Origin of the sequence: Streptomyces sp. NPDC052023 (assembly GCF_044548465.1) — a bacterium.
In the GTDB taxonomy this organism is placed as follows: Bacteria; Actinomycetota; Actinomycetes; order Streptomycetales; family Streptomycetaceae; genus Streptomyces.
This window is the reverse complement of the sequence record NZ_JBIUBW010000012.1, coordinates 24806-47268: the sequence shown is the minus strand read 5'-3', so window position 1 is coordinate 47268 and position 22463 is coordinate 24806. Positions and strand designations below refer to the sequence as shown.

At 72.0% G+C, this 22463-nt stretch carries 23 protein-coding genes and 1 riboswitch; of the genes, 7 read left to right on the top strand and 16 right to left on the bottom strand.

The genetic code is table 11. The features are described 5' to 3' along the window. Window positions 1-13: 13 nt before the first annotated feature. Window positions 14-1279, top strand: coding sequence for a styrene monooxygenase/indole monooxygenase family protein (locus tag ACIHCM_RS23435; RefSeq protein WP_399898959.1), 1266 nt, complete (start codon window positions 14-16; stop codon window positions 1277-1279). Here the strand turns inward: ACIHCM_RS23435 and ACIHCM_RS23430 are convergent. The 4 genes from ACIHCM_RS23430 to ACIHCM_RS23415 all read right to left on the bottom strand — a co-directional run bounded on the left by ACIHCM_RS23430 (window position 1254) and on the right by ACIHCM_RS23415 (window position 4554). Then, window positions 1254-2429 (bottom strand): NlpC/P60 family protein, encoded by a 1176-nt coding sequence (locus ACIHCM_RS23430; RefSeq protein ID WP_399898956.1) that lies wholly within the window; start codon window positions 2427-2429, stop codon window positions 1254-1256. The two genes, ACIHCM_RS23435 and ACIHCM_RS23430, sit on opposite strands and share 26 nt — an antisense overlap. A gap of 103 nt (window positions 2430-2532) precedes the next feature. Further along, window positions 2533-2829 (bottom strand): hypothetical protein, encoded by a 297-nt coding sequence (locus ACIHCM_RS23425; protein WP_399898953.1) that lies wholly within the window; start codon window positions 2827-2829, stop codon window positions 2533-2535. 10 nt (window positions 2830-2839) lie between these two features. Continuing rightward, on the bottom strand, window positions 2840-3496 hold the full coding sequence (locus ACIHCM_RS23420) for a TetR/AcrR family transcriptional regulator (protein ID WP_399898950.1): 657 nt from the start codon (window positions 3494-3496) through the stop codon (window positions 2840-2842). A gap of 119 nt (window positions 3497-3615) precedes the next feature. Next, complete coding sequence (locus tag ACIHCM_RS23415; RefSeq protein WP_399898947.1) at window positions 3616-4554, bottom strand: diiron oxygenase; 939 nt, start codon at window positions 4552-4554, stop codon at window positions 3616-3618. An 88-nt stretch (window positions 4555-4642) separates the two neighbouring features. Between ACIHCM_RS23415 and ACIHCM_RS23410 the strand changes: the two genes are divergently transcribed. Continuing rightward, window positions 4643-5755, top strand: a complete 1113-nt coding sequence (locus tag ACIHCM_RS23410; protein WP_399898944.1) for a ferritin-like domain-containing protein — start codon at window positions 4643-4645, stop codon at window positions 5753-5755. Window positions 5756-5761: 6 nt separating this feature from the next. On the opposite strand, the gene ACIHCM_RS23405 is transcribed toward ACIHCM_RS23410, so the two are convergent. The 6 genes from ACIHCM_RS23405 to ACIHCM_RS23380 form a co-directional block, all read right to left on the bottom strand. Next, window positions 5762-7213 carry a penicillin-binding transpeptidase domain-containing protein gene (locus tag ACIHCM_RS23405; RefSeq protein ID WP_399898941.1) on the bottom strand — a complete coding sequence of 484 codons (1452 nt, stop codon included), beginning with the start codon at window positions 7211-7213 and terminating at the stop codon, window positions 5762-5764. After that, entirely contained in the window at window positions 7210-8574 is a 1365-nt protein-coding gene (locus ACIHCM_RS23400; RefSeq protein WP_399898938.1) for an FtsW/RodA/SpoVE family cell cycle protein, read from the bottom strand. The genes ACIHCM_RS23405 and ACIHCM_RS23400 overlap by 4 nt, the downstream gene beginning before the upstream one ends. Before the next feature lie 43 nt (window positions 8575-8617). Continuing rightward, window positions 8618-9739: an SH3 domain-containing protein gene (locus tag ACIHCM_RS23395; protein WP_399898935.1), complete on the bottom strand. Its 1122-nt coding sequence runs from the start codon at window positions 9737-9739 to the stop codon at window positions 8618-8620. 99 nt (window positions 9740-9838) lie between these two features. Continuing rightward, window positions 9839-11110, bottom strand: a complete 1272-nt coding sequence (locus ACIHCM_RS23390) for an ATP-binding protein (RefSeq protein WP_399898932.1) — start codon at window positions 11108-11110, stop codon at window positions 9839-9841. Beyond that, a complete protein-coding gene (locus tag ACIHCM_RS23385) occupies window positions 11107-11844 on the bottom strand; it encodes a hypothetical protein (protein WP_399898929.1) in 738 nt (245 codons plus the stop codon). Before ACIHCM_RS23385 ends, ACIHCM_RS23390 begins: the two co-directional genes overlap by 4 nt. Before the next feature lie 145 nt (window positions 11845-11989). Then, complete coding sequence (locus ACIHCM_RS23380; RefSeq protein ID WP_399898926.1) at window positions 11990-12496, bottom strand: dual specificity protein phosphatase family protein; 507 nt, start codon at window positions 12494-12496, stop codon at window positions 11990-11992. A 111-nt stretch (window positions 12497-12607) separates the two neighbouring features. Here ACIHCM_RS23380 and ACIHCM_RS23375 point away from each other — a divergent pair, with 111 nt between their 5' ends. Then, entirely contained in the window at window positions 12608-13414 is an 807-nt protein-coding gene (locus ACIHCM_RS23375; protein ID WP_399898923.1) for a nuclease-related domain-containing protein, read from the top strand. A gap of 26 nt (window positions 13415-13440) precedes the next feature. On the opposite strand, the gene ACIHCM_RS23370 is transcribed toward ACIHCM_RS23375, so the two are convergent. Together ACIHCM_RS23370 and ligD are read right to left on the bottom strand one after the other, a co-directional pair. Next, window positions 13441-14748, bottom strand: coding sequence for a vanadium-dependent haloperoxidase (locus ACIHCM_RS23370; RefSeq protein WP_399898921.1), 1308 nt, complete (start codon window positions 14746-14748; stop codon window positions 13441-13443). A gap of 45 nt (window positions 14749-14793) precedes the next feature. After that, on the bottom strand, window positions 14794-15675 hold the full coding sequence (gene ligD, locus ACIHCM_RS23365) for a non-homologous end-joining DNA ligase (protein ID WP_399898919.1): 882 nt from the start codon (window positions 15673-15675) through the stop codon (window positions 14794-14796). Between the two features lie 62 nt (window positions 15676-15737). On the opposite strand from ligD, the gene ACIHCM_RS23360 reads away from it, so the two are divergent. Continuing rightward, window positions 15738-16787, top strand: coding sequence for a Ku protein (locus ACIHCM_RS23360; protein ID WP_399898917.1), 1050 nt, complete (start codon window positions 15738-15740; stop codon window positions 16785-16787). A 151-nt stretch (window positions 16788-16938) separates the two neighbouring features. After that, entirely contained in the window at window positions 16939-17202 is a 264-nt protein-coding gene (locus ACIHCM_RS23355; RefSeq protein ID WP_399898914.1) for a hypothetical protein, read from the top strand. A 22-nt stretch (window positions 17203-17224) separates the two neighbouring features. On the opposite strand, the gene ACIHCM_RS23350 is transcribed toward ACIHCM_RS23355, so the two are convergent. From ACIHCM_RS23350 to ACIHCM_RS23335, 4 genes are read right to left on the bottom strand one after another with little or no spacing between them, the layout of a single operon-like run. Then, on the bottom strand, window positions 17225-18079 hold the full coding sequence (locus tag ACIHCM_RS23350; RefSeq protein ID WP_399898911.1) for an ATP-binding cassette domain-containing protein: 855 nt from the start codon (window positions 18077-18079) through the stop codon (window positions 17225-17227). Further along, complete coding sequence (cbiQ, locus tag ACIHCM_RS23345; RefSeq protein ID WP_399898908.1) at window positions 18076-18825, bottom strand: cobalt ECF transporter T component CbiQ; 750 nt, start codon at window positions 18823-18825, stop codon at window positions 18076-18078. Before cbiQ ends, ACIHCM_RS23350 begins: the two co-directional genes overlap by 4 nt. Window positions 18826-18830: 5 nt before the next feature. Further along, window positions 18831-19190: an energy-coupling factor ABC transporter substrate-binding protein gene (locus ACIHCM_RS23340; protein ID WP_399898905.1), complete on the bottom strand. Its 360-nt coding sequence runs from the start codon at window positions 19188-19190 to the stop codon at window positions 18831-18833. Further along, on the bottom strand, window positions 19187-19894 hold the full coding sequence (locus tag ACIHCM_RS23335; protein WP_399898902.1) for an energy-coupling factor ABC transporter permease: 708 nt from the start codon (window positions 19892-19894) through the stop codon (window positions 19187-19189). Before ACIHCM_RS23335 ends, ACIHCM_RS23340 begins: the two co-directional genes overlap by 4 nt. A gap of 33 nt (window positions 19895-19927) precedes the next feature. Further along, window positions 19928-20113: riboswitch (cobalamin riboswitch) on the bottom strand. 347 nt (window positions 20114-20460) lie between these two features. Here ACIHCM_RS23335 and ACIHCM_RS23330 point away from each other — a divergent pair. Further along, window positions 20461-21192: a hypothetical protein gene (locus ACIHCM_RS23330; protein ID WP_399898899.1), complete on the top strand. Its 732-nt coding sequence runs from the start codon at window positions 20461-20463 to the stop codon at window positions 21190-21192. Window positions 21193-21941: 749 nt separating this feature from the next. Beyond that, window positions 21942-22190, top strand: coding sequence for a hypothetical protein (locus ACIHCM_RS23325; RefSeq protein WP_399898896.1), 249 nt, complete (start codon window positions 21942-21944; stop codon window positions 22188-22190). The last annotated feature ends 273 nt before the right edge of the window (window positions 22191-22463 follow it).

Below are 22463 nucleotides of genomic sequence, written 5' to 3'. Positions count from 1 at the left end.
AGTCACCACCCGCATGCGGAAGATACTCGTCGTCGGAGCCGGCCAGTCCGGACTCCAGCTCGCCCTCGGACTCCAGTCGCACGGGTACGAGGTCACCCTGATGTCGAACCGGACGGCGGACGAGATCCGCTCCGGCCGGGTCATGTCGACGCAGTGCATGTTCCACACTGCCCTGCAGCACGAGCGCGACCTGAAGCTGAACTTCTGGGAGTCCCAGGCCCCGAAGATCGAAGGGCTCGGCGTCTCGGTCGCGGCCCCCGGCTCGTTCGACCCGGGCCCCTCGCAGCGGGCGATCGACTGGGTGGGCAAGCTGGACGGCTTTGCCCAGTCGGTGGACCAGCGGGTCAAGATGGCCGGCTGGATGGAGACGTTCGCGCAGCGCGGCGGCCAGCTGGTCATCCACGGCGCGGCGGTCGGCGACCTCGACTACTTCTCCCGTACCTACGACCTCGTGCTGGTCTCGGCGGGCAAGGGCGAGCTCGTGCAGATGTTCGCCCGCGACCCGGAGCGCTCCCCGTACGCCGAGCCGCAGCGGGCCCTCGCCGTCGCGTACGTGCACGGCCTCGGCCCGCGCCCGGAGCACCCGGAGTTCGACGCGGTCCGCTGCAACCTGGTGCCCGGCGTCGGCGAGCTGTTCGTGATGCCGACCTTCACGATCTCCGGCCGCGCCGACATCCTGTTCTGGGAGGGCATACCCGGCGGCCCGCTGGACGCCTTCCACGGCGTCAAGGACCCCGCGGAGCACCTCTCCCTGACCCTGGAACTCATGGAGAAGTTCCTTCCGTGGGAGTACGCGCGGGCCACCAAGGTCGAACTGACCGACGCGAACGGCACACTCGCCGGCCGGTACGCCCCGACCGTGCGCAACCCCGTCGGCCGGCTGCCCGGCGGCGGTCTGGTGCTGGGGGTCGCCGACGTCGTCGTCGCCAACGACCCGATCACCGGCCAGGGCTCCAACTCGGCGTCCAAGTGCGCCGCCGCCTACCTCGACGCGATCCTGGAGCACGGCGACAAGCCGTTCGACGAGGCCTGGATGCAGCAGACGTTCGACCGCTACTGGGCCACCGCCCGGCACGTCACCAAGTGGACCAACGCCATGCTGGCCCCGCCGCCCGAGCACATCCTCAACCTGCTCGGCGCCGCCGGCCAGCTCCAGCCGGTGGCCGACCGCTTCGCCAACGGCTTCAACGACCCCGCCGACTTCGAGAACTTCTTCTACGAGCCGGAGCGGACGGCGGCCTACCTGGCCGAGGTCACCGGCTCCGGCGCGGGGGCGTAGCCCGCGGCAGCGGTCGCTCGGGAGCCGTCGCCGAGGCGTACCCGTCGTCCTTGCCGTCCAGCGCCCCCTCGGGAAGCCTCGGCGGTGTGTAACGCCGCAGGGGCTTTCCCCGGGGGTCGGGGCGTACGGCGCCGAGGACGGGGTTGGCCGCGATCGGGGAGACCTTGACCTTGGCGCCGGGGCGCGGAGCCTGGACGACCATGCCGTCGCCCAGGTACATCGCCACGTGCGTGGCCTCGGGGAAGTACACGACCAGGTCGCCGGGGCGCAGCTCCTTGAGGGGGACGCGGTTCAGCCGCGCCCACTGCTCCTGGCTGGTGCGCGGGATCGGTGTCCCGGCGTCCGCCCAGGCCTGTGAGGTCAGACCCGAGCAGTCGTAGGACCGGGGGCCCTCGGCACCCCACTCGTACGGCTTCCCCAGCTGCCGTACCGCGTAGCGCACCGCACGGTCGCCCTCCTGGGTCGGCAGACGCCTGCTGCTCGGGGCGCCGGCGGCCATGAACTTCTTCTGTGCCTCGGCGATCCCGTCGTTCTCCAGTTTCGCGACCGCGGTCAGCTGCTCGGCGGTGAGCGAGGCGAGCAGCGCCTCCACCTCGCCGAGCCGCTCGCGCACCTCGTCGCGTTCCTTCTTCCGCCGCTCGGTGAGGGCGAGTTGCCGGTCCAGCGCGGCCCGCGCCTTGCGGGCGAGTTCGCCGGCCTTCTTCTCGCTGCCGGCCAGCTCCGCCACCGTCCTGGCCCGCTCCAGCGCCAGCTGCCCGATCACATGGCCCTGTTCGAGCGCGTGCTGCGGGTCACGGGCGAGCAGCAGGCGGACGTACGGCGAGATGTCGCTGCGGCCCTGGTACTGCTGCCGGGCCAGCCGGCCGGCGGCGCCCCGGCTGTCGTGCAGGGCGAGCCGGGCGCGGGCCAGCTCGGTGTCCAGCCGCCGTGCCACGGCGCGCTGCTTCTTCAGCCGCTCCTCGGTGGCGTTGTAGGCCTCGGTGGCCTTCTCCGCCTCGCGGTACAGCCGCTGAAGATCCGTCAGCAGGGCGGCAACCCCCCGCCCTTCGGGCGCGGCCGGTTCCGGTGCGGCCGCCGCCGGTACGGCTGCGAGAACGGCGTGGGCCGCCACGGTCGCCGTACACACCAGGCGCAGTAGCCTTCCTGACACGTCATCACCTCCGGTGCGGGGCGGCGGGTCCGCTCCGCACCGTGAGCATGTGACGTGCTCGCGCGGCCCGCGCGCCGACCGTGCGCGGGATGGCGTAAGGAGGTCACCCGTTCGCGTCGTCCGGCTTGCCTTCCGGCGTGGCGTGTGGCTTCCGCCACGGCCACCTGGGCCGGCCGCCGCCCTGGACGCCGGCGGGATCGTGGACGTACTTCCAGCGCCGGGTGAGGCGGCCCTGCCCGCGGGGCTCGCGCCGGTAGACGACAACGGTGGGCGGCCCGCCGTGCGGGTCGGGGACCGGGATGCGGTACGTCTTCGGCGGGTGCCCGGTGATCCCGAGGAGCACGGGCAGGACCCGCCCGTCCATGGGCCCGCCCTCGAAGGGGGTCTCTTCGCTCTTCACGGCACCAGTCTCAGCCATCCGCCGAGGCCAGCGCGGCCACGACCGACGCGGTCTGCGGGTCGCGGGCGGCTGTGACGGAGAGGACGGCGACGAACTGGTCCACCAGCCAGTCGCGCAGTTCGCCGAGGGGTGGCTGCTTGTCCTCGTCGAGCCAGATCAGGGAGGCCGCCTCGACCGCGGTGATCCACATCCGGACGGTCATCCGCAGCCTGGGGCCCGGGTCCGTGACGCCGAGATGGCGCAGGATGTGCACGGCCGCGGCCCGGCGCACGCCGTCCACGATGGCGGTCGTACGGGAGGTCTCGACCACGCTGCCGCCCTGGAGCAGGGCCTGGAAGCCCGCGTCGTGCTGGTCGACGAAGGCGAGATAGCGGTCCAGGGCGCGGGACAGCCGGGGCAGGAGGGGGCCTTCGCGCGGCTCGTCGAAGCAGAGCCGCAGCTCCTCGGCGGCGGAACGCAGGGCGGCCTCGTACAGCTGCTGTTTGCCGCCCGGGAAGTACCGGTACACCAGGGGGCGGGAGACCCCGGCCGCCTCCGCCACGTCGTCGAGGGAGACGTCCTCCGGGGCCCGGTGGGCGAAGAGGCCGAGTGCGGCGTCCAGCAGCTGGCTGCGGCGTTCCTCGACGCTGAGACGGCGATAGGCGGGGGAGGGCGCGGCGGGGGTCATATGGGGCAGGGTAGCCGGGCGGGTGCGGGCGCACCGCCGTGCGGGCACGCCGATGTGAAGGGGTGCGGGGAACCGCGCGGCCGGCCCCGTACCACCCGCACCCGTACGACGAGCGGCCCCTACGCCAGCAGGCCCGACGACTTCCACAGCCGCCGCCCCACCCCCCGCAGCACCCCGATGTCGTCCAGGAAGTCCGTCAGCCGCTTCGCGCCGGTCTGCATGATCTCCCGCCGGTGACCGCTCGCCTTCACCTGGGCCAGCGCCTCCCGCTTGTCCAGGCCGACGTTGGCGTAGACCTCGGGGTTGACGAAGGCGACCGAGAAGACCCGGGCGAACTCGCCGGAGGTGATCCGCGTGAACTCCTGGGACCACTTCGGAGCCGTGACCATCTGGCGCCGCAGCTCCTCACGGGCGTACCGGACGTGCCTCGCCTCCTCCACGACGTGGATGCGGGTGACCCCGCGGACCAGCGGCTGCACCCGCTCGTCGGGGAAGGTCAGCCGCTGCATCCAGTCGAGGACCTCCTCGCCGAGCAGGGTCGCGGTGAACGAGCCGGGTGTGGTGGAGATCGTCTTGAACAGGCGCCCGAGGTGCTGGTGGGTGCGGCTGACGGGGTACCAGGGCGTCTCGCCGCGCTCGATCAGCCGGGCGAACATCTTCGAGTGCCGGCACTCGTCCTCGATCTCGGTCAGCGCGTAGCGCACGTGCGCGCTCGTCGCCGCCTTGTCGTAGATGTGCCGTACCAGCAGCTGCATCAGGATGATCTCGAACCAGATGCCCAGCGAGGCCAGCGCCGCCGCCTCGTGCTGGGAGAGCAGGATCCGCTGCTCCTCGCCCATCCGTTTCCATATCGGTGTGCCGTACAGCGACACCAGCTCCGGCGGCCAGAACCACTTGCCCTCCTCGAAGGGCGCGTCCCAGTCCAGTTCCTTGTCCGGGTCGAAGGAGTGCTTGGCGGACGAGTCGAGCAGCCGCTCGGCGACCTGCTCGCGATCCTTGAGCAGTCCGAGGGCGTCGCGCAGCCCTTCCAGGGCTTCGGCATCGGTGAGGGTCGTCATGCCCTTATGAGACTGCCTGTCAGCAAGCCCGTCAATCCCTTGCGCGCCACTTGTTGACCGCGCGTCTACTACGTGTGAGCCTGCGAGCATGTCGACCTTCGACCTGTACGCCATGGACCCCGGCGAGCCCCTCTGGCCGGTCCCAGCGACCGGGGCGGCCCGGTTCAACTGGGAGTACGACGACGGACGCGACCGTCTGCTGGCCCTGTACCAGAAGGGCAAGGACAAGCAGTGGGACGGGCAGAAACGGATCGACTGGGACCTCGAGGTCGATCCGTACGACCCCCTCGGCACCCCCGACGAGACGCTCTCCCTGTACGGCACCAAACACTGGGCGAAGCTCTCCGAACGCGACAAGGGTGAGCTGCGCCGGCACTACACCTCCTGGCAGTTCAGCCAGTTCCTGCACGGCGAGCAGGGCGCGATGATCTGCGCGGCCCGCATCGTCGAGTCGGTCCCCGACCTGGACGCCAAGTTCTACTCGGCCACCCAGACCATGGACGAGGCCCGGCACGCGGAGATCTACGCCCGCTTCCTCCAGGAGAAGATCGGGATGCTCTACCCGATCAACGACAACCTCCAGGCCCTGCTCGGCGACACCCTGCGCGACAGCCGCTGGGACATGCCCTACCTCGGGATGCAGGTGCTCATCGAGGGCCTCGCGCTCGCCGCCTTCGGCATGATCCGGGACACCACCGACAAGCCGCTGCCCAAGCAGATCCTCGCCTACGTCATGCAGGACGAGGCCCGGCACGTGGCGTTCGGGCGGATGGCCTTACGGGACTACTACCAGCAGCTCACCGACGCCGAACTACGCGAACGCGAGGAGTTCGTGATCGAGGGCTGCTATCTGATGCGGGACCGGCTGCGCGGGGTGGAGGTGCTGGAGAACTTCGGCATCCCGCGGGCCGAGGCGGAGGAGTACAGCGAACGCTCCGAGTTCCTCGCCCTGTTCCGCAAGCTGCTGTTCAGCCGGATCGTGCCGTGCGTCAAGGACATCGGCCTGTGGGGCAAACGCCTCCAGCAGGCCTATGTCGACATGGGCGTCCTCGAGCTGGGTGACTCCAGCCTCGACCTGCTGATGGCCCAGGACGAGGAGATCGCCGAGAAGCTCGACGCCGAGCGGTTCGCGGCCGAGGAGCGCGAGCGGGTCGCGGAGGTGACGCAGGCCATCGAGTCGGGCGCCGGGCAGGACTCCTAGGGACCGTCACGAGGTGAGCACCGCCCGCATCACCGCCCGGGCGATCGGTGCCGCCATGCCACCGCCGGTGAGGTCGCGGCGGTCGGCCGCCGCGTCCTCCACCACCACCGCGACCGCGACCTTCGGCAGCATGTCCTGATCGTCCTGTGCCCAGGAGACGAACCAGGCGTACGGCCTGCCGGAGTTGTCGACGCCGTGCTGGGCGGTGCCGGTCTTGCCCCCGACGGTCGCGCCGCGGATCGCGGCGTTCCTGCCCGTGCCGTGCTCCACCACGTTCCGCATCAGCTCCCGCATCCGCGCCGCGGTCGAGGGGGACATGGCCTGGCGCAGCGGAGGGGCACCGGCCGTGGAGAGCGTGGCGCCGCGGCGGGTGGTGGTCCGCTCGACCAGGTACGGCTGGCGCAGCTGGCCCCCGTTGGCGACGGCCGCCGCGACCATCGCCATCTGCAACGGCGTGGCCCGCGTGTTGTACTGACCGATCGAGGACAGCGCCAGCTGCGCCCTGTCGACCGTGGTGTCGAAGGTGCTCGGCACCACCGAGTAGGGGATGCGCAGGCCGGTGTTGTTGAAGCCGAACGCACGGGCCGTCCTGGCCATGTCCGTCACGCCCACGTCCACCCCCAGCTTGGCGAACACCGTGTTGCAGGACCACTCGAAGGCCTTGCGCAGGGAGGCGTTCGCGCAGCGGCCGCCCTCGTTGCGCAGCCTCGTCGTGGTGCCGGGCAGGGTGTACGGGTCGGGCGAGTCGGTCCGCTTGTCGAGATCTTTGATCACCCCGGCGTCCAGCGCCGCCGCAGCGGTGACCACCTTGAACGTCGAACCCGGCGGATACGTCTGCCGTACCGCCCGGTTCAGCATCGGCTTGTCCGGGTCCTCGTTCAGCCCGCGCCAGGACCGGGCGACCGCCGGACCGTTCCCCGACAGTGTCGCCGGGTCGTACGACGGGGTGGAGACCAGCGCCAGGATCCGGCCCGTCGCCGGTTCGATCGCCGCGACCGCGCCCTTGCGGTCACCCAGCCCCTGGAACGCCGCCCGCTGCGCCGCGGCGTCGAGGGTGGTGACGACGTCGCCGCCGGCGTTCTGCGCGCGGGTGAAGTCCTTCCACAGGGGGAAGAGCGCCGGGTCCGCTCCGGAGAGGGTGCCGTCCTCCGCGTGCTCCAGGAACGTCGTGCCGTACACCTGCGAGGCGAAGCCGGTGACCGGGGCGTACAACGGGCCCTGCTCGTAGGTGCGTTCGTAGCGGAGGGGTTCGCCGGTGTCCTTGGAGCCGGTCACCGGGCTGCCGCCGACCAGGATGTCGCCGCGCGGTTGCCCGTAACGGGCGATCTCGTGGCGGCGGTTGGCCGGGTTGGCGTCGTACTGGCCGGCCTGGAAGACCTGGATGCGGGCCGCGTTGACCAGGAGCGCGACCAGCAGCAGGGCGCAGAAGGCGGTGGCGCGGCGGATGTGCGGGGTCATGGGGCGACCTGCCCGTCGTACTGCTTGCGGGCCGAGTGGCTCACCCGGATCAGCAGGGCCACGATCGCCCAGTTGGTGACGACCGAGGAGCCACCCTGCGCGAGGAAGGGCATCGCCATGCCGGTGAGGGGGATCAGGCCGGTCACCCCGCCCGCGATCACGAACACCTGGAGCGCCACGATCGAGGCGAGGCCCACCGCGAGCAGCCGGCCGAACGGGTCGCGCTGGGCCAGGCCCGCCCGGAAGCCGCGCTCGACCAGCAGGCCGTACAGCAGGAAGATCGCGGAGAGCCCGGCCAGGCCCAGCTCCTCGCCCGCGGTCGCCAGGATGAAGTCCGACTTGGTGGCGAAGCCGATCAGGACGGAGTGGCCGAGTCCGAGGCCGGTGCCGAGGACGCCGCCCGCCGCGAACGCGAACAGTGACTGGGCGAGCTGGTTGGGGCCCTGGCCCGCCTCGATGGACGCGAACGGGTGCAGCCAGTCGTGGATCCGGGCGGCCACGTGCGGCTCCGTGCGGCCGACGGCGACCGCGCCCAGCGTCGCCAGTACCAGGCCGACGGCGATCCAGCCGGTGCGGCCGGTGGCGACGTACAGCATGACGACGAACAGGCCGAAGAACAGCAGCGAGGTGCCGAGGTCGCGTTCCAGGACCAGGACGCCGACGCTGACCAGCCAGATGGCGACGATCGGGCCGAGGACGCGGCCGGTGGGGATCTGGAGCCGCCACACGCGCCGGCCGGCGTAGGCCAGCGCGTTGCGGTTCGCGGCCAGGTACGCGGCGAAGAACACCGCCAGCAGCACCTTCGCGAACTCGCCGGGCTGGATGGAGAACCCGGCGACCCGGATCCAGATCCGGGCGCCGTTCACCGCCGGGAAGAAGATCGGCAGGGTGAGCAGGACCAGCGCGGCGGCGACGCACACGTAGGCGTAACGCTGGAGCACGCGGTGGTCGCGCAGGGCGGCGACGACGTAGGCGAACAGGGTGACGCCCAGCGCCGACCAGACCAGCTGGGCGGGTGCCGCGCGGTCGCCCGGAGTCTCCAGGTCCAGCCGGTAGATCAGCACCAGGCCCAGCCCGTTCAGCAGGACGCCGATGGGCAGCAGCAGCGGATCGGCGTACGGGGCACGCAGGCGGACGGCGAGATGCGCGAGCAGCGCGAGCACACCGAGCCCCGCGCCGTACCCCGCCGCGCCGGGCGGGACGGTGCCGGTCCTGGCGAGACCGGCGACACAGTAGCCGTACACGGAGAGCAGCACGGCCACGACGATGAGGGCGAGTTCGACGCCGCGGCGCCGGGGGGGACGGGCCGCGGGGGCGGGCGCGTCCGCCGCCACGGCGGTTCCGGTTGCGGCCTTCGTCATGTCCGGAACCTACCCAAATGGTGTGGCTCGTGCGCCGTCGGCGTCAGCACCAGCGTGGCGCGGGCCCCTCGTTGTTGATGTAACGGGCCGGGCCCCAGGCCCAGGTGCGGCCCTTGAGGAGGTACCACAGGGGGTTGCTCCGCACCCGGTCGCCCGCCGCCTTGCAGTAGATGCGCACCACGTCGCCGCGGTCGACCCGGCCGATGACCCGGCTGCGCAGGGTGGGGCGGGAGCGCACCGCGAGGTTGTCGGTGGTGACGACACCTCGATAGGCGGCCTGGTTGGGGCCGTCGTCGCCCCCGATGCCGTCGTCGCCGATGCCGTCGTCGCCGCCGATCCCGTCGTCGAAGTCGCCGTCCTCGCCGTCGTCCCAGTCGTCCTCGTCGTCGAAGTCGTCGTCGAAGTCGTCGTCGAAGTCGTCGTCGAAGTCGTTGTCGAAGTCGCCGTTATGGTTGCCGTTGCCGTTGCCGTTGCCGTTGCCGTTCCCGCCGAAGCCGTCCCGGCCGTTGTTGCCCCGGTTGCCACCGGCGAACACGTCGACGGTGCCGTTGCCGGCGTAGACGTCGACGTTGCCGTTGCCGCCGTTACGGAACCAGTCGTTGCCGTTGAATCCGCCGACCCCGTTGCCGTTGCCGTTGCCGTTGCCGTTGAATCCGCCGTTGCCGTTGCCGTTGCCGTTGCCGTTGCCGTTGCCGTTGCCGTTGAATCCGCCGTTGCCGTTGAACCCGCCGCGATTGCCGGCGAACACGTCGACGCCGCCGTTTCCGGTGAAGACGTTGACCCGGCCGTGGCCGCCGAAGTCGTGATAGCCGAAGCCCGGCCCGAAGCCCGGCCCGAAGCCCGGCCCGAAACCACCGACACCGAAGCCGGGGGCGGGCACGGGGACCGGCACCGGGGCGGGGACGGGGGCGGGGACGGCGGCGCCGGTGCCCGCCTCACCACCCGGGGCGGGGGCGGGGACGTTGCCGACGCCGCCGCCGGGCACGGGGGCCGGGACGTTGCCGGTGCCCCCGCCACCGGGGGCGGGGACGGGGGCGGAGCCTTTGCCGGAGTCGTCGCCCCAGATGCCACCGGCGAACGCCGGCGAGACCGCCAGCGCGGTGGCCAGGGCGCCTCCGGCCGCCGTCATGACGAGACGGCGGGTGCGGGAAGAGCGCAGGGACATGGGAGAACCTCCCGTGAGAGGGTGGGGCGAAGCTGACTAATCGCCACATTAGGAGCGTGCTTCCCGGGGCGCCCGTCACAGTGCGCCATCGGGGAGGGGTCAGTCCTCGTCAGCCGTACGCTCGTTCGGCCCAGTGTGAGGCAGCGTCAGCCGTGCGACCGCCCCTCCGCCTGGTGCGTTGCGGAACTCCAAGTGCGCGCCCAGGACCTCCGCCTGGCCCAGCGCGATGGTCAGGCCGAGGCCGTGCCCCTTCGCCCCGCCCTCGGTACGGAACCGCTGCGGCCCGTGCGCCACCAGGTACGCCGGATAACCCGCCCCGTGGTCCCGCACGGTCACCACCGGCCCGTCCACCGTCACCACGACGGGCGGCCGCCCGTGCTTGTGAGCGTTGGCCACGAGATTGCCGAGCACCCGCTCCAGCCGCCGCCGGTCGCTCTCCACCCGCGCGTCCCGCACGATCCGTACCGCCGTGTCCGTCCCGGACGCCCGGACGACCCGCTCCGCCAGTGCGCCCAGTTCCTCGGTGTCCAGGTCCAGCCGCTCGCGCCCGGTGTCCAGCCGGGAGATCTCCAGCAGGTCCTCGGTGAGCGTGCGCAGCGCGGCCACCCGGTCCCGGACCAGCTCCGTGGGGCGCCCGGGCGGCAGCAGCTCGGCCGCCGCGTGCAGGCCGGTCAGCGGGGTGCGCAGCTCGTGGGCCACGTCCGCGGTGAACCGCTGCTCGGCGAGCAGCTTGCCCTGCAGCGACGCGGCCATGGAGTCCAGCGCGGCGGCGACCGAGGCCACCTCGTCCTGCGGTCGCGTCCGGTCCCGGGTGCGCGGGTCGTTCACCCGCTCGTCCAGGTCGCCCGCGCTGATCCGCCGGGCCACCCGCGCCGTGGCGTGCAGCCGCCGGGTCACCCGGGTCACCGCGAACGCGCCCACCAGCACCGTCGCCCCGATCGCCAGCGCCGACGACCAGCCGATCGCCCGGTCCAGGCCCTCGATGGTGCGGGCCTGCTGGGAGTAGTCGACGGCCACCGCGAGGGCCCGGCCGCCGTCGACCGGGCCCGCCGCCCACATCGTCGGCCGGCCGTCGTTGCCGGCGACCATCGTGCCGCGCTGCCCGGCCGCCGCGAGCGAGCGCAGTGACGCGGGCAGGCCTCCCGGGTCGACGGCCGCGCCCGGCGTCAGCGGGTCTCCGGCCTCGTAGGCCTCGGTCGCGTCCGCCAGCCGGGTCAGGGCGAGGGCGCGGGCCTGGCCGACGGTCTGGTTGGTCACCGAGACGTGGACCAGGACGCCGAGCAGCGCGGCCAGGGCGCAGCACATCACCGTGATGAAGACGGCGGCCTTCACCGCGAGGGTGCCGGCCCACTGCGGCAGGGCGAGCCTCACCGGTGGCTCGCGGAGGGCGTGCCCGAGGGGCGGTGCGGTTCCGGCCGCCTGCCGGTGCGCAGCATCTCGTCGTGGGTGAGCAGCATGGCGCGCTGGTCGGTGTCCCAGCTCCACTGCAGGCGGTACTCGTACCCCGGGACCTCGGACGGTGCCCGCAGGATCACCGACTGCCCGGCGATCTCGATCCCGGTCAGGGCGTCGTCGTAGGCCATGACCTGCACCAGGCGGTGCTTGTCGACGGTGTAGACGCGGACGGCGGTGATCTCGCCGGGCAGCAACCGGAAGCCCAGCGTCATCTCGGGCCGTCCGTCGCCGGTCAGATCGCGGTAGTACGGCTTCAGCACCGGGCAGCCGGTACCGGCCCCGTCCCTGGGCGCACCGCACTGCGCCATCCGGCTCTCCGTCCCGCGGTACGGCGCCTTGGCGCCCTCGTAGTCGGCGGGGTTGCGGGTGATCTCCGCCCGCACCACCGCCACCGGGTCCACCTCGCGGATGTCGTCGCCGGGCACCTCGACGCCCTTGACGACCTGGATGTCCACCTCGCCGATGTCGAAGGCCGGGCTGGAGGCGGGCGGCAGTCCGGGCCACAGCCGGGCCGGGCCGTCCGCGGTCGCGGTCGGCCCCGCGCCGCGCAGCTCGCCCGCGTCGCCGCAGGCCGTCGCGGTCACCGCGAGCAGCGCGAGGGCCGTGACGACGCGGGCGCGGGGCGCGGGCGGGGTGGGGCGGCGGGGCACGGGGCTCCTGTGGTTCGGGGCGGTCGGCCCGTACACCTTATGCGTGCGCGCACATTATTCGTGCGTACGCCTTATTCCTGGTGAAGTCCTTTTTGCGTATCACGTACTTTTTGTGCGTCACGACCGGAGGGCCTGAGGCGGCGGGCTACTCGGCGAGCTCCTCCAGGATCCGCACCGTCGGCAGCCCCGTGCGCAGGTACTCCACGAACAGCTGGTTGTGCAGCGCCCACGGGGAGCGGCGGGCGCGGATCAGCCGGATCGCCGACTCGGCGGAGCGGCCCCCGCGCATCAGGGCGTGCGCGATCACCAGGCCGGAGCGGTTGTAGCCGTGGTAGCAGCGCACCAGTACCCGGCGGCCCCGGTCCAGCGCCTCGCAGGCCGCCTCGGCCAGCCGGATCACCCCGGCCAGCTGGGTGCCGTCGAGCGGGCCGTCCGGGATCGGCCAGACCTGGTGGTCGACGTCCGGGTCCGGACCGTGGCCGGGCAGCCGCAGGAGGGTCTGGACGAGATCGAACTCGTCCCGCACGACGGCGAACTCCAGCTGCCCCGAACGGCCCGCGAACTCGTGCCCGCCCATCCACAGACCAGGCACGATCTCGCTCCACGGCATGTCCGGAGCCGGTACGTCGGGTTGCTTCCTGCGGGTACGCAAAGCGCCTCCCCAACCGCCACTCGGGCGGGCCTGTCCCAACTCCTGTCAAAGGTAGCCGGGTTCTTGCCCCTGGAGCACCCCGCCTGTTCCCATGGTCGTGGGGTGATGTGCATGAGCGGACTGCGCGTCGTACCGACCTGGCGGCACGGTCGGGAACGGCTGTACGTCTGCCTCACGGACGGCAGGAACATCGCCTGGTACGACCGTGAGGCGGCCCGGATCAACCTGCTGAGCGAGGGCCGCAGGGACGACGTCCTTCAGGCCCTGCGCCCCTTCCTCACCGGCCCCGTCACGGTCGGCCCGCCCCCGGTCCCGACCCCCGCGGAACTGGCCCGGCTGAGCCTGCACCCCGACGACGACCTGGCACCCAATCGGCCCGGTGAGGCCCTCCTGGTCGCCCTGGACCGGGACCCCGGCGGGCCCGGACCCCGGCTGCGCGCCGACCCCCGGCGCCGGGCGCTGGAGGCCGAGCAGACCGTGGGGGAGGCGCTGGACCGGATGGACGGCGCGGGCTGGCACGCCCTGCACTCCGTGCCGCTGCCCGGCGGCGACCGCCTGCACCACCTGGTGATCGGCCCCGGCGGCCTCTTCGCCGTGCACGCCCTGTACGCCCGCAGGCAACGCGTCGTGATAGCCGACCCCATGGTCACGCTGGGACGGCGGGACGGGCGTCCGCTGCTGCGCCGGATCCGCGCGGACGCCGGCCGCGCCTCGTACGCCCTGACCGCCGAGGTCCACCCCGTCCTCGCCCTGGTCGGCCCGTCCCGTGTCTCGGTGCCCGGCCCGGTCCGCGAGGTCCGCGTCCTTCAGGACACGGACCTCGACGGCCTCACCCGGCTGGGCGGCGTGCTCAAACCGGCCGATGTGGAGGCCCTGCACGCAATGGCCCGGGACCGGAACACCTGGACGAGGGTCTGACCCCCGCCCGATCCAAACGACAGGCCCTAGCGCACCGGGCGGAAGTGGTGGTCCAGCGCGTAGTTCCCGACCGCGTGCCCCAGCCGGCTGCCCGCCTCTCCGCTGGTCCGGTACTGGATGCCGCCCCACATGCCCGCGCCCACCACGTCACGGTCGAAGTCGGCCGCCTTCGGGTACGTCCGGGTCGTGCCGGTCACCGCGGAGGAGATGCGCAAGTCGATGTTCCCGCCGGTCAGCCGGTGCAGCACGGCCATCGCGGCGCCGTCGGCCGCGGTGTGGCCGCTGACGTGGTCCGGGTGTGCGGGCGTGCGCAGCAGCGGCTCCCAGGCGGGCTCGCCCGCGGTGGCCGGGTTGCCGTCCGTACCGGCCTGCCGGATCGCCGTGACCGGCCGCCACTGGGCGTGCGTGTACTTGGCGTTCCACGCGGTGATCGTCGCGTCGGCGGCCGCGGTGTTGGCCGCCGCGAAGAGCCGGGCCGCGTCCACCAGGTCCAGCCCGCGCCGCTGGACCTGGTCGCGGTAGGCGGCCTGGAGCTGCACCGGCAGCACGTCGGTGAAGAACCTCGCGGTCTCCGTCTGGCGCGCCGTGCGTACCTTGCTGTTCTTCGCCCCCAGCACCCGCACCTCGGCCAGTTCACGGGCGTAGCGCCGGGTGTCCGTGGCGGGCGGCGCGCCCGGCAGGAACCGCTCCGCGGAGTCCAGCACCATCGGCTTCACCTTGGCCAGCCACGGCACGCGGAAGGGCGTGTTGTCCGGCGGGGTGGGGCGCCACACGCCGGGCGCGGGCGACTTGGTGAAGGCCACCGCCGCGCCGCGTCCGTCCCCCACGCGCAGCTGGATCACACGATCGGCGGCCCGCCTGCCGAAGGCGGCGCCCTGGTCCTCGGCCTTCCCGTCGGGGACGTTCTTCAGCGACTTGGCGTAGGCGGCGTCCAGCCGGGCCTTCGACTTCGGGAAGTACGTCAGCAGCACCCGGTGCGCGGCGGCAGCGGCGGCCGCCTCGGCGGAGGCGCCGCCGGGGCCGCGTACGTCCCACCGGTACGGCGCGTAGCGGCCCTCGATGCCGACGACGGCGTTGTACACGGCGGCCGAGACGAAACCGTGCCAGACGTTCTGCTCGGGCGCGTACCGCTTGGCGTCGGCGTTGATCGTGGCGACGGCGACCGCGTTCCAGTCGAGGAGCACCTGGGCCTTGGGGGCGGCGGCCGGGGCGCGGTCGGCGGCGGTGACGGCAGTGACCGACGTGGCGCCCAAGGCCAGCGCGGTCAAGGCGACGACGAGGGTGCGGCGGCGGAAGGTGCCGGGGCGGAGGGTACGGGGGCGGGTCGTTTCCATGCTGGTCCCTTGCTCTGAGGTGCCCGCGGTGCGGGGCGCTGTGGCTCACGGCAGTGGACTGGCCCGCTCCTCGTCGAGCAGCGGGGCCAGCACATCGCCGTAGTCCTGCACCCGCGGGGCGATGTCGGTCGCCAGGAAGGTGAGTTGGCCGACGTCTCGGCACGCCTCGACTTCCTCCCAGGTCACCGGTGCCGAAACGGTCGGCGTCGCCCGCGCGCGCAGGGTGTACGGAGTCGCCGTCGTCTTGCGGGCGGCGTTCTGACTCCAGTCGACGAAAACCTTTCCGGGCCGCAGGCTCCGCGTCATCCGGTGTACGACCAGTCGGGGCATCACCCGTTCCGCCTCCACCGCGAGCTCTTTGGCGTACTCCGTCACCTGGTCGGAGGGCGTCGGCCGGACCGCCGCCAGCAGATGCAGCCCCTTCGAACCGGACGTCTTCGGATACGCCTCGATCCCGTCCGCCGCCAGCCGTTTTCGCAGCCACAGCGCGACCTCGCAGCAGTGCACGACGGTCGCCGGCGGACCCGGGTCCAGGTCGAAGACGATCCGGTCGGCCACCGCCGGCGCGGAGATCACCCATTGGTGGGTGTGGAACTCGGCCACCAGGTTGGCCGCCCACATCAGGCTCGCGAGGTCCTGCACCAGCACCATCCGGGCCGGGCCCTCTGTCCGCGGCACCTCGGCGGTGGTGACCCACTCGGGGGTACCCGGGGGCACGTTCTTGGTGAAGAACACCTGCCCGCCGGGGCCGTCCGGGTAGCGCAGGAAGGACACCGGCCGATCCCGCAGATGAGGCAGGAGCACGCCGGCGGTCGTCGCGTAGTAGTGCAGCAACTCGCCCTTGGTGAAGCCGGTGGCCGGGTGCAGCACCTTCTCCAGATTGCTGAGCGCGACCCGTCGCCCCTCCACCTCTGTGATCGGCGTCATACGATGAGAATCACACGAAAACCATGAGAACCGTATGAACGCTGCTGATACCGCCTCGAAAGGTGCTGAATGTGCGATCCATATGGAACGGCGCCATCTCGTTCGGCCTGGTCAGCATCCCGATCAAGCTGGTGAACGCCACCGAGAGCCACACGATCTCGTTCCGCCAGATCCACACCGAGGACGGCGGCAGGATCCGCTACCGCAAGTTCTGCGAGCTGGAGGACCGCGAGGTCAGCGGGGCCGAGATCGGCAAGGGGTACGAGGACGCGGACGGCTCGATCATCCCGATCACCGACGAGGACCTGGCCCATCTGCCCCTCCCGACCGCCAAGACGATCGAGATCGTGGCCTTCGTGCCCGGCGACCGGATCGACCCGCTCCAGATGGACGCGGCCTACTACCTCGCCGCCAGCGGCGCCCCCGCCGCCAAGCCGTACACGCTGCTGCGCGAGGCGCTCAAGCGGAGCAACAAGGTCGCCATCGCCAAGTTCGCGCTGCGCGGCCGGGAGCGGCTGGGCATGCTGCGGGTGGTCGGCGACGCCATCGCCATGCACGGGCTGCTGTGGCCGGACGAGGTCCGCGCGCCCGAGGGCGTCGCCCCCGACACCGGCGTCACCGTCCGCGACAAGGAACTCGACCTCGCGGACGCCCTGATGGACACCCTCGGCGAGGTCGACCTGGAGGATCTGCACGACGAGTACCGCGAGGCCGTCGAGGAGGTCATCGCCGCGAAGGCGGCCGGCGAGGCGCCCCCCGAGGCGCCCGAACCCGCGGCGGGCGGCAAGGTGCTCGACCTGATGGCGGCCCTGGAGAGCAGCGTCCGCGCGGCGCGGGAGTCGCGCGGCGAGGCACCGGCCGAGCAGGCCGACGTCCACGCCCTCCCGCAGCGCAGGACCAGCCGCGCCGCACCCAAGGAACCGGCCGGCAAGAAGTCCACGGCGAAGAAGACGGCCGCCAAGAAGACCACCGCGTCCGCGAAGAAGACCGCGGGCAAGTCGGCGCAGGGGACGAAGAAGACGGCGGCCTCGAAGAGTACGGCGAGCACGGCGAAGAGCACCGCGAAGAAGACGACGGCGAAGAAGACGGCGTCCCGCAAGCGTTCGGCCTGACCCCGCGACCCGGCGACCGGGCACTCGACCTCGACCCCCGTGCCGAACTCGACACTTGTGTCACAGACTCCAGGACGCGGTCGATCATCCACCGGTCGGTCGGGTAAACAGGTGAGGGGGGACAGGACCGGCGAAACGGGGGCACGGCGCGATGCGATCCGAGCAGCAGCAGAACGGGACGCGGGACCAGGAGGTTCCCGGCGAGGCGTGGTGGGCGGGCCTCGGCCCGGTCGGGGGCGTCATCCTGCTCCTGGCCGGCCTCGGCGTGCTCGTCTGGATCTTCCTGGACCTGCCCGGTGCCCGTGGCCCGCACCTGTCCTACGAGGCGGCCAAGATCGTGGCGATCGGCGCGGTGGTCGCGGGTACGACGCTGCTCGCACGGCGCAAGAAGGGCGGGGACGCGGCGGAGGACTGACGGCGCCGGCGCCCGGCGGCTCTCAGCCGCGCGGCCCGGCCCGCTCCGCCGCCAGCGCCGCCAGCTCCTCCGCCGTCCGCGGACCGGCCGCCGTACCGTCCAGCAGTCCCTGGCCACGCAGCAGTTCCGCCGCGGCGACCCCCCACGGCAGGCGCAGGCCCGCCTCCCTCAGAAGCTCCGCGCGGGCCAGGTTCTCGGACGCCGGGCCGGTGCGCACGCCGGACGGGGTGAGCAGGGCCGCGTCGTCGGCCCAGCGCAGGGCGAGGTCGACGTCGTGGGTGGCCATCACGACCGTCGTGCCGCCCGCCCGCAGCCCGTCGAGGGTGGCCAGCAGCCGTTCCTGACCGTCGGGATCGAGTCCGGCCGTCGGCTCGTCGAGGATCAGCACCCGCGGCCGCATGGCGACCGCACCGGCGATCGCGGTCCGCTTGCGCTGCCCGTAGGACAGCAGATGCGTGGGCCGGTCGGCCAGTGCGGCGATGTCCAGCGCGGCCAGCGCCTGGGCCACCCGCGCCCGCACCTCGGCGTCCGGCAGCCCCAGGTTGAGCGGCCCGAACGAGACGTCCTGCGCCACCGAGGCGGCGAACAACTGGTCGTCCGGATCCTGCACCACCAGCTGGACGGTGGTCCGCAACCGGGTCAGCCCCTTCCGGTCGTACGACACCGCGGTCCCGTCCACCGTCAACTCCCCGTCCCGCGGCCTCAGTCCGCCGCTGAGCAGCCGCATCAGCGTGGTCTTGCCGCTGCCGTTGCGGCCGAGCAGCGCCAGCGCCCGCCCCTCGCGCACCTCGAAGTCGAGCCCGCTGAGCACGGCAGGGCCGTCCTCGTAGGCGAACGACGCGCCCCGCAGGGCGACCAGGGGGGCGGCCTCGCTCATGACAGCGGCCTTTCGAGTACGAAGGTGAGGGCGGCCAGCGCGGCGAGCAGCGCGACGCTCACGGCCGTGAACGGCACGGAGACGCGGGCCTCGGGCACCAGCACCCGCAGCGTGCCGTCGTAGCCGCGCCCGGCGAGCCCGGCCTGCAGGCGCGTGGCCCGGTCGAAGGCGCGCACGAAGGCGGTGGCGCCGAGCCCGGCCAGCGACCGCCACCGGGCGGCGCGCGTGGTGTGCCCGAGACGGGCCGCCTGCGCGTCACGGATCCGGCGCACGGAGTCCAGGAGCAGAAAGCTCATGCGGTACGTCACCAGCGCCACGTCGACGACGGGCGCCGGGACGCCGGCCCGGACCAGGCGGGGCAGCAGATCGGACATCGGGGTGGTGAACGCGAACAGCAGCACACCGAGGGAGGCGGCCGAGGTCCGCAGCAGCAGTTCCCCGGCGCGCACCGCGCCGCCGCCGGCGAGAGCGGCGAACCCGTCCGGGCCGCCGACCCGCACCAGCAGCGGCAGCGCGCCGGTGACGCAGAACCCCAGCGGCACCCGGTAGGCCCGCCACAGCCTCCGCCCGGGCACGCCCGCCGGTCCCAGCAGCACGGCCAGCGCCGTCACCAGCACCAGCGCCGCCCCCGGCCAGGGCGGCAACGAGATCGCCAGCACCGTGAGCCCCAGCCCGAGCACGGCCTTGTCCACGGGATGACGGCGGCGCCAGCGGCTGCTGTGCGCCGCCGCGTCGATCGGCAGCACGAGGCTCAGGCCCCTTCGGCTCCGTCGTGCCCGGGAACCCGCACCGCGCCCTGCTGTTCCCCGGCGCGGGCCTCGCCCTGGCGGCGGCCCCGCCGGACGCCGAAGTAGTAGGCGAGCGCGCCCGCGCCGACGGCCGCCTGGAGGGCGAACAGACCTGACTCGATCTCACCGGACGGAGGCTCGTACAGCGGCGAGAACCAGGGCTCGTAGTCCGGGTCCAGCTCGGTGATCGCCGTCTCCGCCTCGGCGTCGGCGCCGGCGAACGGTTCCTCCTTGTGGTCACCGAGCCCGAACACCAGCGGCAGCACCGCGAGGGCCGCGACGGCGATCAGCAGCAGGAGGTTGATCCTCGTGTTGCGCTTCATCGGGCCACCGCCTCGGTGCCGTTGTTCCGGGTGCCGGTCTTCTGGGTGAGCAGCACGCCCAGCCTGGTCAGTTCGCCCTTGCTGGACTGCACGAGCAGCCGCATCACCAGGACCGTCAGCAGCCCCTCGCTGACCGCGAGCGGGATCTGCGTGACCGCGAAGATGGAGCCGAACTTGCCGAGTGCGCCGAGGAATCCGCTGCTCGGGTCGGGAAAGGCGAGCGCCAGCTGGACGCTGGTGACGCAGTAGGTGGACAGGTCGGCCACGAACGCGCCGAAGAACACGGCCACCATCAGCGGCACGTCGAACCGCCGCAGCAGCCGGTAGATTCCGTAGCCGGCCCACGGCCCGATGATCGCCATCGAGAAGACGTTGGCGCCGAGCGTGGTCAGCCCGCCGTGCGCGAGCAGCAGCGCCTGGAACAACAGGGTGATGGTGCCCAGCACCGCCATCACCGGCGGCCGGAACAGGATGGCGCCCAGTCCCGTGCCGGTGGGATGCGAGCAACTCCCGGTCACGGACGGCAGCTTCAGCGCCGACAGGACGAAGGTGAAGGCGCCCGAGGCGCCGAGGAGCAGGGTGCTCTCGGGATGTTCCCGCACCTCTCGGGTGAGGGAGCGGACTCCGTGGACGACGAACGGCGCGGACGCGACGCCCCAGGCGATCGCGTGCGCCGGAGGCAGAAAACCCTCGGCTATGTGCATGGCTTCAGCAGACCCTCTCCAGCACCTCGTGGATGGTGTACAACGCGCCTCGGCCGGTCTCCTGGCTGACGGGTGACACCGCCCGTGCTCCGCCTTCCCGGGTCACAAGGACCCAGTGGCCGCCCCTTGAGGGCCGGAGCCGGACTTCCCGATCACAGTGGCGAGGGCCGCACCGGCATCACACCGGATTTCCCGTTCACCAAGGCGTGGTGACAGTAGTGCGCCCCCGGGGGTGGTGACAAGCGGTGCACCGGGGGCGCGAAGGCGCTGGTCACGCGGCGCTCCACGGCGGCGGGGTGACCTGCCCGGCCGCGGTGACCCACGGTGGCCGGTGCGTTCGCGACCCGCGCCCGGGCGTGTCCCGTACAACGGACGTGTCCGAAGTGCTGGGCATCAACGGTCATAGCCCGTACGTGAATTGAGGGCGGTTGAACGATCGGGGACGTACGCCGAACCGGGGTCCGGGTGACGAGGGCGCTGGGAACGCCGGGGCGCGACGGACGGAAAAGAGCATGCGAGCACGCGTCACGGCGAGGTAGGTTCCTGCTGTTCGCAAGGGGGATCAAGTGGCGAAGCTGAACCAGATCATCGCTGTCGAAAAGGGCGTCAAGAGCAAGTCGCTCCAGGACATCACCGCGGCGCACCAGAAGGTGCAGAAGCCGGCACTGCTGGCCGGTATCTCACGCACGTACCAGCCGAAGGACGAGGAGGGCGAGCAACTGCCGCCCGAGTCCACGCGGGTCCAGGTGCAGGCCGAGGACGTGCTGCGCGAGATGTCGGCGTCGCTCACCAGGCTGTTCGACGTGACCGCCACCAAGGACTGGGCGAACTGCACGGCCCGCGCGGACGTCACGGTCGACGGCCGGACGATCGTCGCGGACGTCCCGGTCAGCTATCTCCTCTTCCTGGAGAAGCAACTCACCGACCTGCACACGTTCGTCAAGAAGCTCCCGACCCTCGACGCCGCCGAGTCCTGGTCCCACGACCCGTCGACGGACTGGTGGAAGACGGACCCGGTCCGCACGATCCGCACCAAGAAGGTCCCCCGCAACCACGTCAAGGCGGAGGCGACCGAGAAGCACCCGGCGCAGGTCGAGGTGTACTACGAGGACGTGCCGATCGGGTACTGGACGACGGTCAAGTTCTCGGGTGCCCTCCCGGCGCGACGGGTCAACGAACTGGTGGAGCGGGTCGAGAAGCTCCAGCAGGCCGTCAAGTTCGCCCGCGAGGAGGCCAACGGCGCCGAGGTCACCGACCAGCGCGTCGGCGACGTGGTGTTCGGCTACCTGTTCGGCTGACCTGGCCGCGGGTAGCATCCATGATCGCCCCCGCGTGCGAGCGCGGGGGTGCGCACCAGGCGCGGGCCGGATTGAGGACCGGTTCGCGTGATGAGCGCAAGCTGACACTGAAGTTCAGCCTGAAGAAGCGGTGACAGTGAAGGTTCGAGTCCTTCCCCCGGCACAGCGTGACCAACGGGCCGGGGTAGCCCAACATGGCAGAGGCAGCCGCGGTCAATCTCAGACTCTCGCTCCAGTCTCAGCATCGCCGCCGATCGCCGGATCGACCGAGGCCGGACGGACGCCGTCGGATGCGAGTTCGACTCTCGCCTGCACCTCTCGCACGGTGCGGTAGTTCAAAGGAAGAACACGACGGCATGATGACTGATCCGTCCTCTTAAACGCCGCCGGCGTGCGCAATTGGGTGGCACCCCAGGGGCCCGGGAGCTGGATACGACTCCCGGGCTCCGCCACGCCCGCCCGTACCGGCCCTCCGTAGCAGGCCGACGTGCTGCGGGCACCGATCACCCGGGCGGATGCCATGACGGGCAGTCCGTTCCTGGTGGTGGCCCAGAACATGGCCGCCTGACCCGCAGCCTCCCGCTGTCAGCCCGGAGGAGGCCGATGTGACCCGTTTGATCCTCGATCAGAGCACTGGAACCTCCGGATGGCTTCCCCGATGAGCGCTCCGCGCGATGTCGCTCTAGCCTCCGAAATGAGCGCTGAATGGATCTTCTGATGGCGCGCTCCATTCGGTTCAAGGAGGAGATATGCGCAGGATTCGTACGGTCGCTGTCGCGACCGCCGTCATAGCTGGCGTCGGGTTCATGGGTATTCCGGCCACCGCCCAAGCGTCCGAAGGCGGCCATGGCGGCGGGTGCAGATCCCATGACATGAACATCGACATCCTCGGCCAGGTGGGCATCCTGAACGGTCTGGGTGCGAACCTGGTGAACGGCGAGGGTAGTCCTGGTGCGCAGTTCACTGACATCGGTTCAGAATGCGGTTTCGGCCGATAGCCGTCTCGCATATCTCACCGAATGGGGCAGGGGCGCAGGGCCGGTAAGCCCTGTGCCCGCCCATCAGTTGGCTGCTTGTGCTCATCTCAAGGGTGGATGCCGAAGGCCCCGGACCGTGACAGGTCCGGGGCCTTCGCGCGGGCTGGCTCCCCACGCACGACGGGATCCGGCCCACCTGCCGCTCACCCCACCACGCCCGGCGCTCACCAGGTCCGGTCACACTCCGCCCACGGCTCACGGGGCCTGACGAGGCGTACCGCACCGAACGCGAAC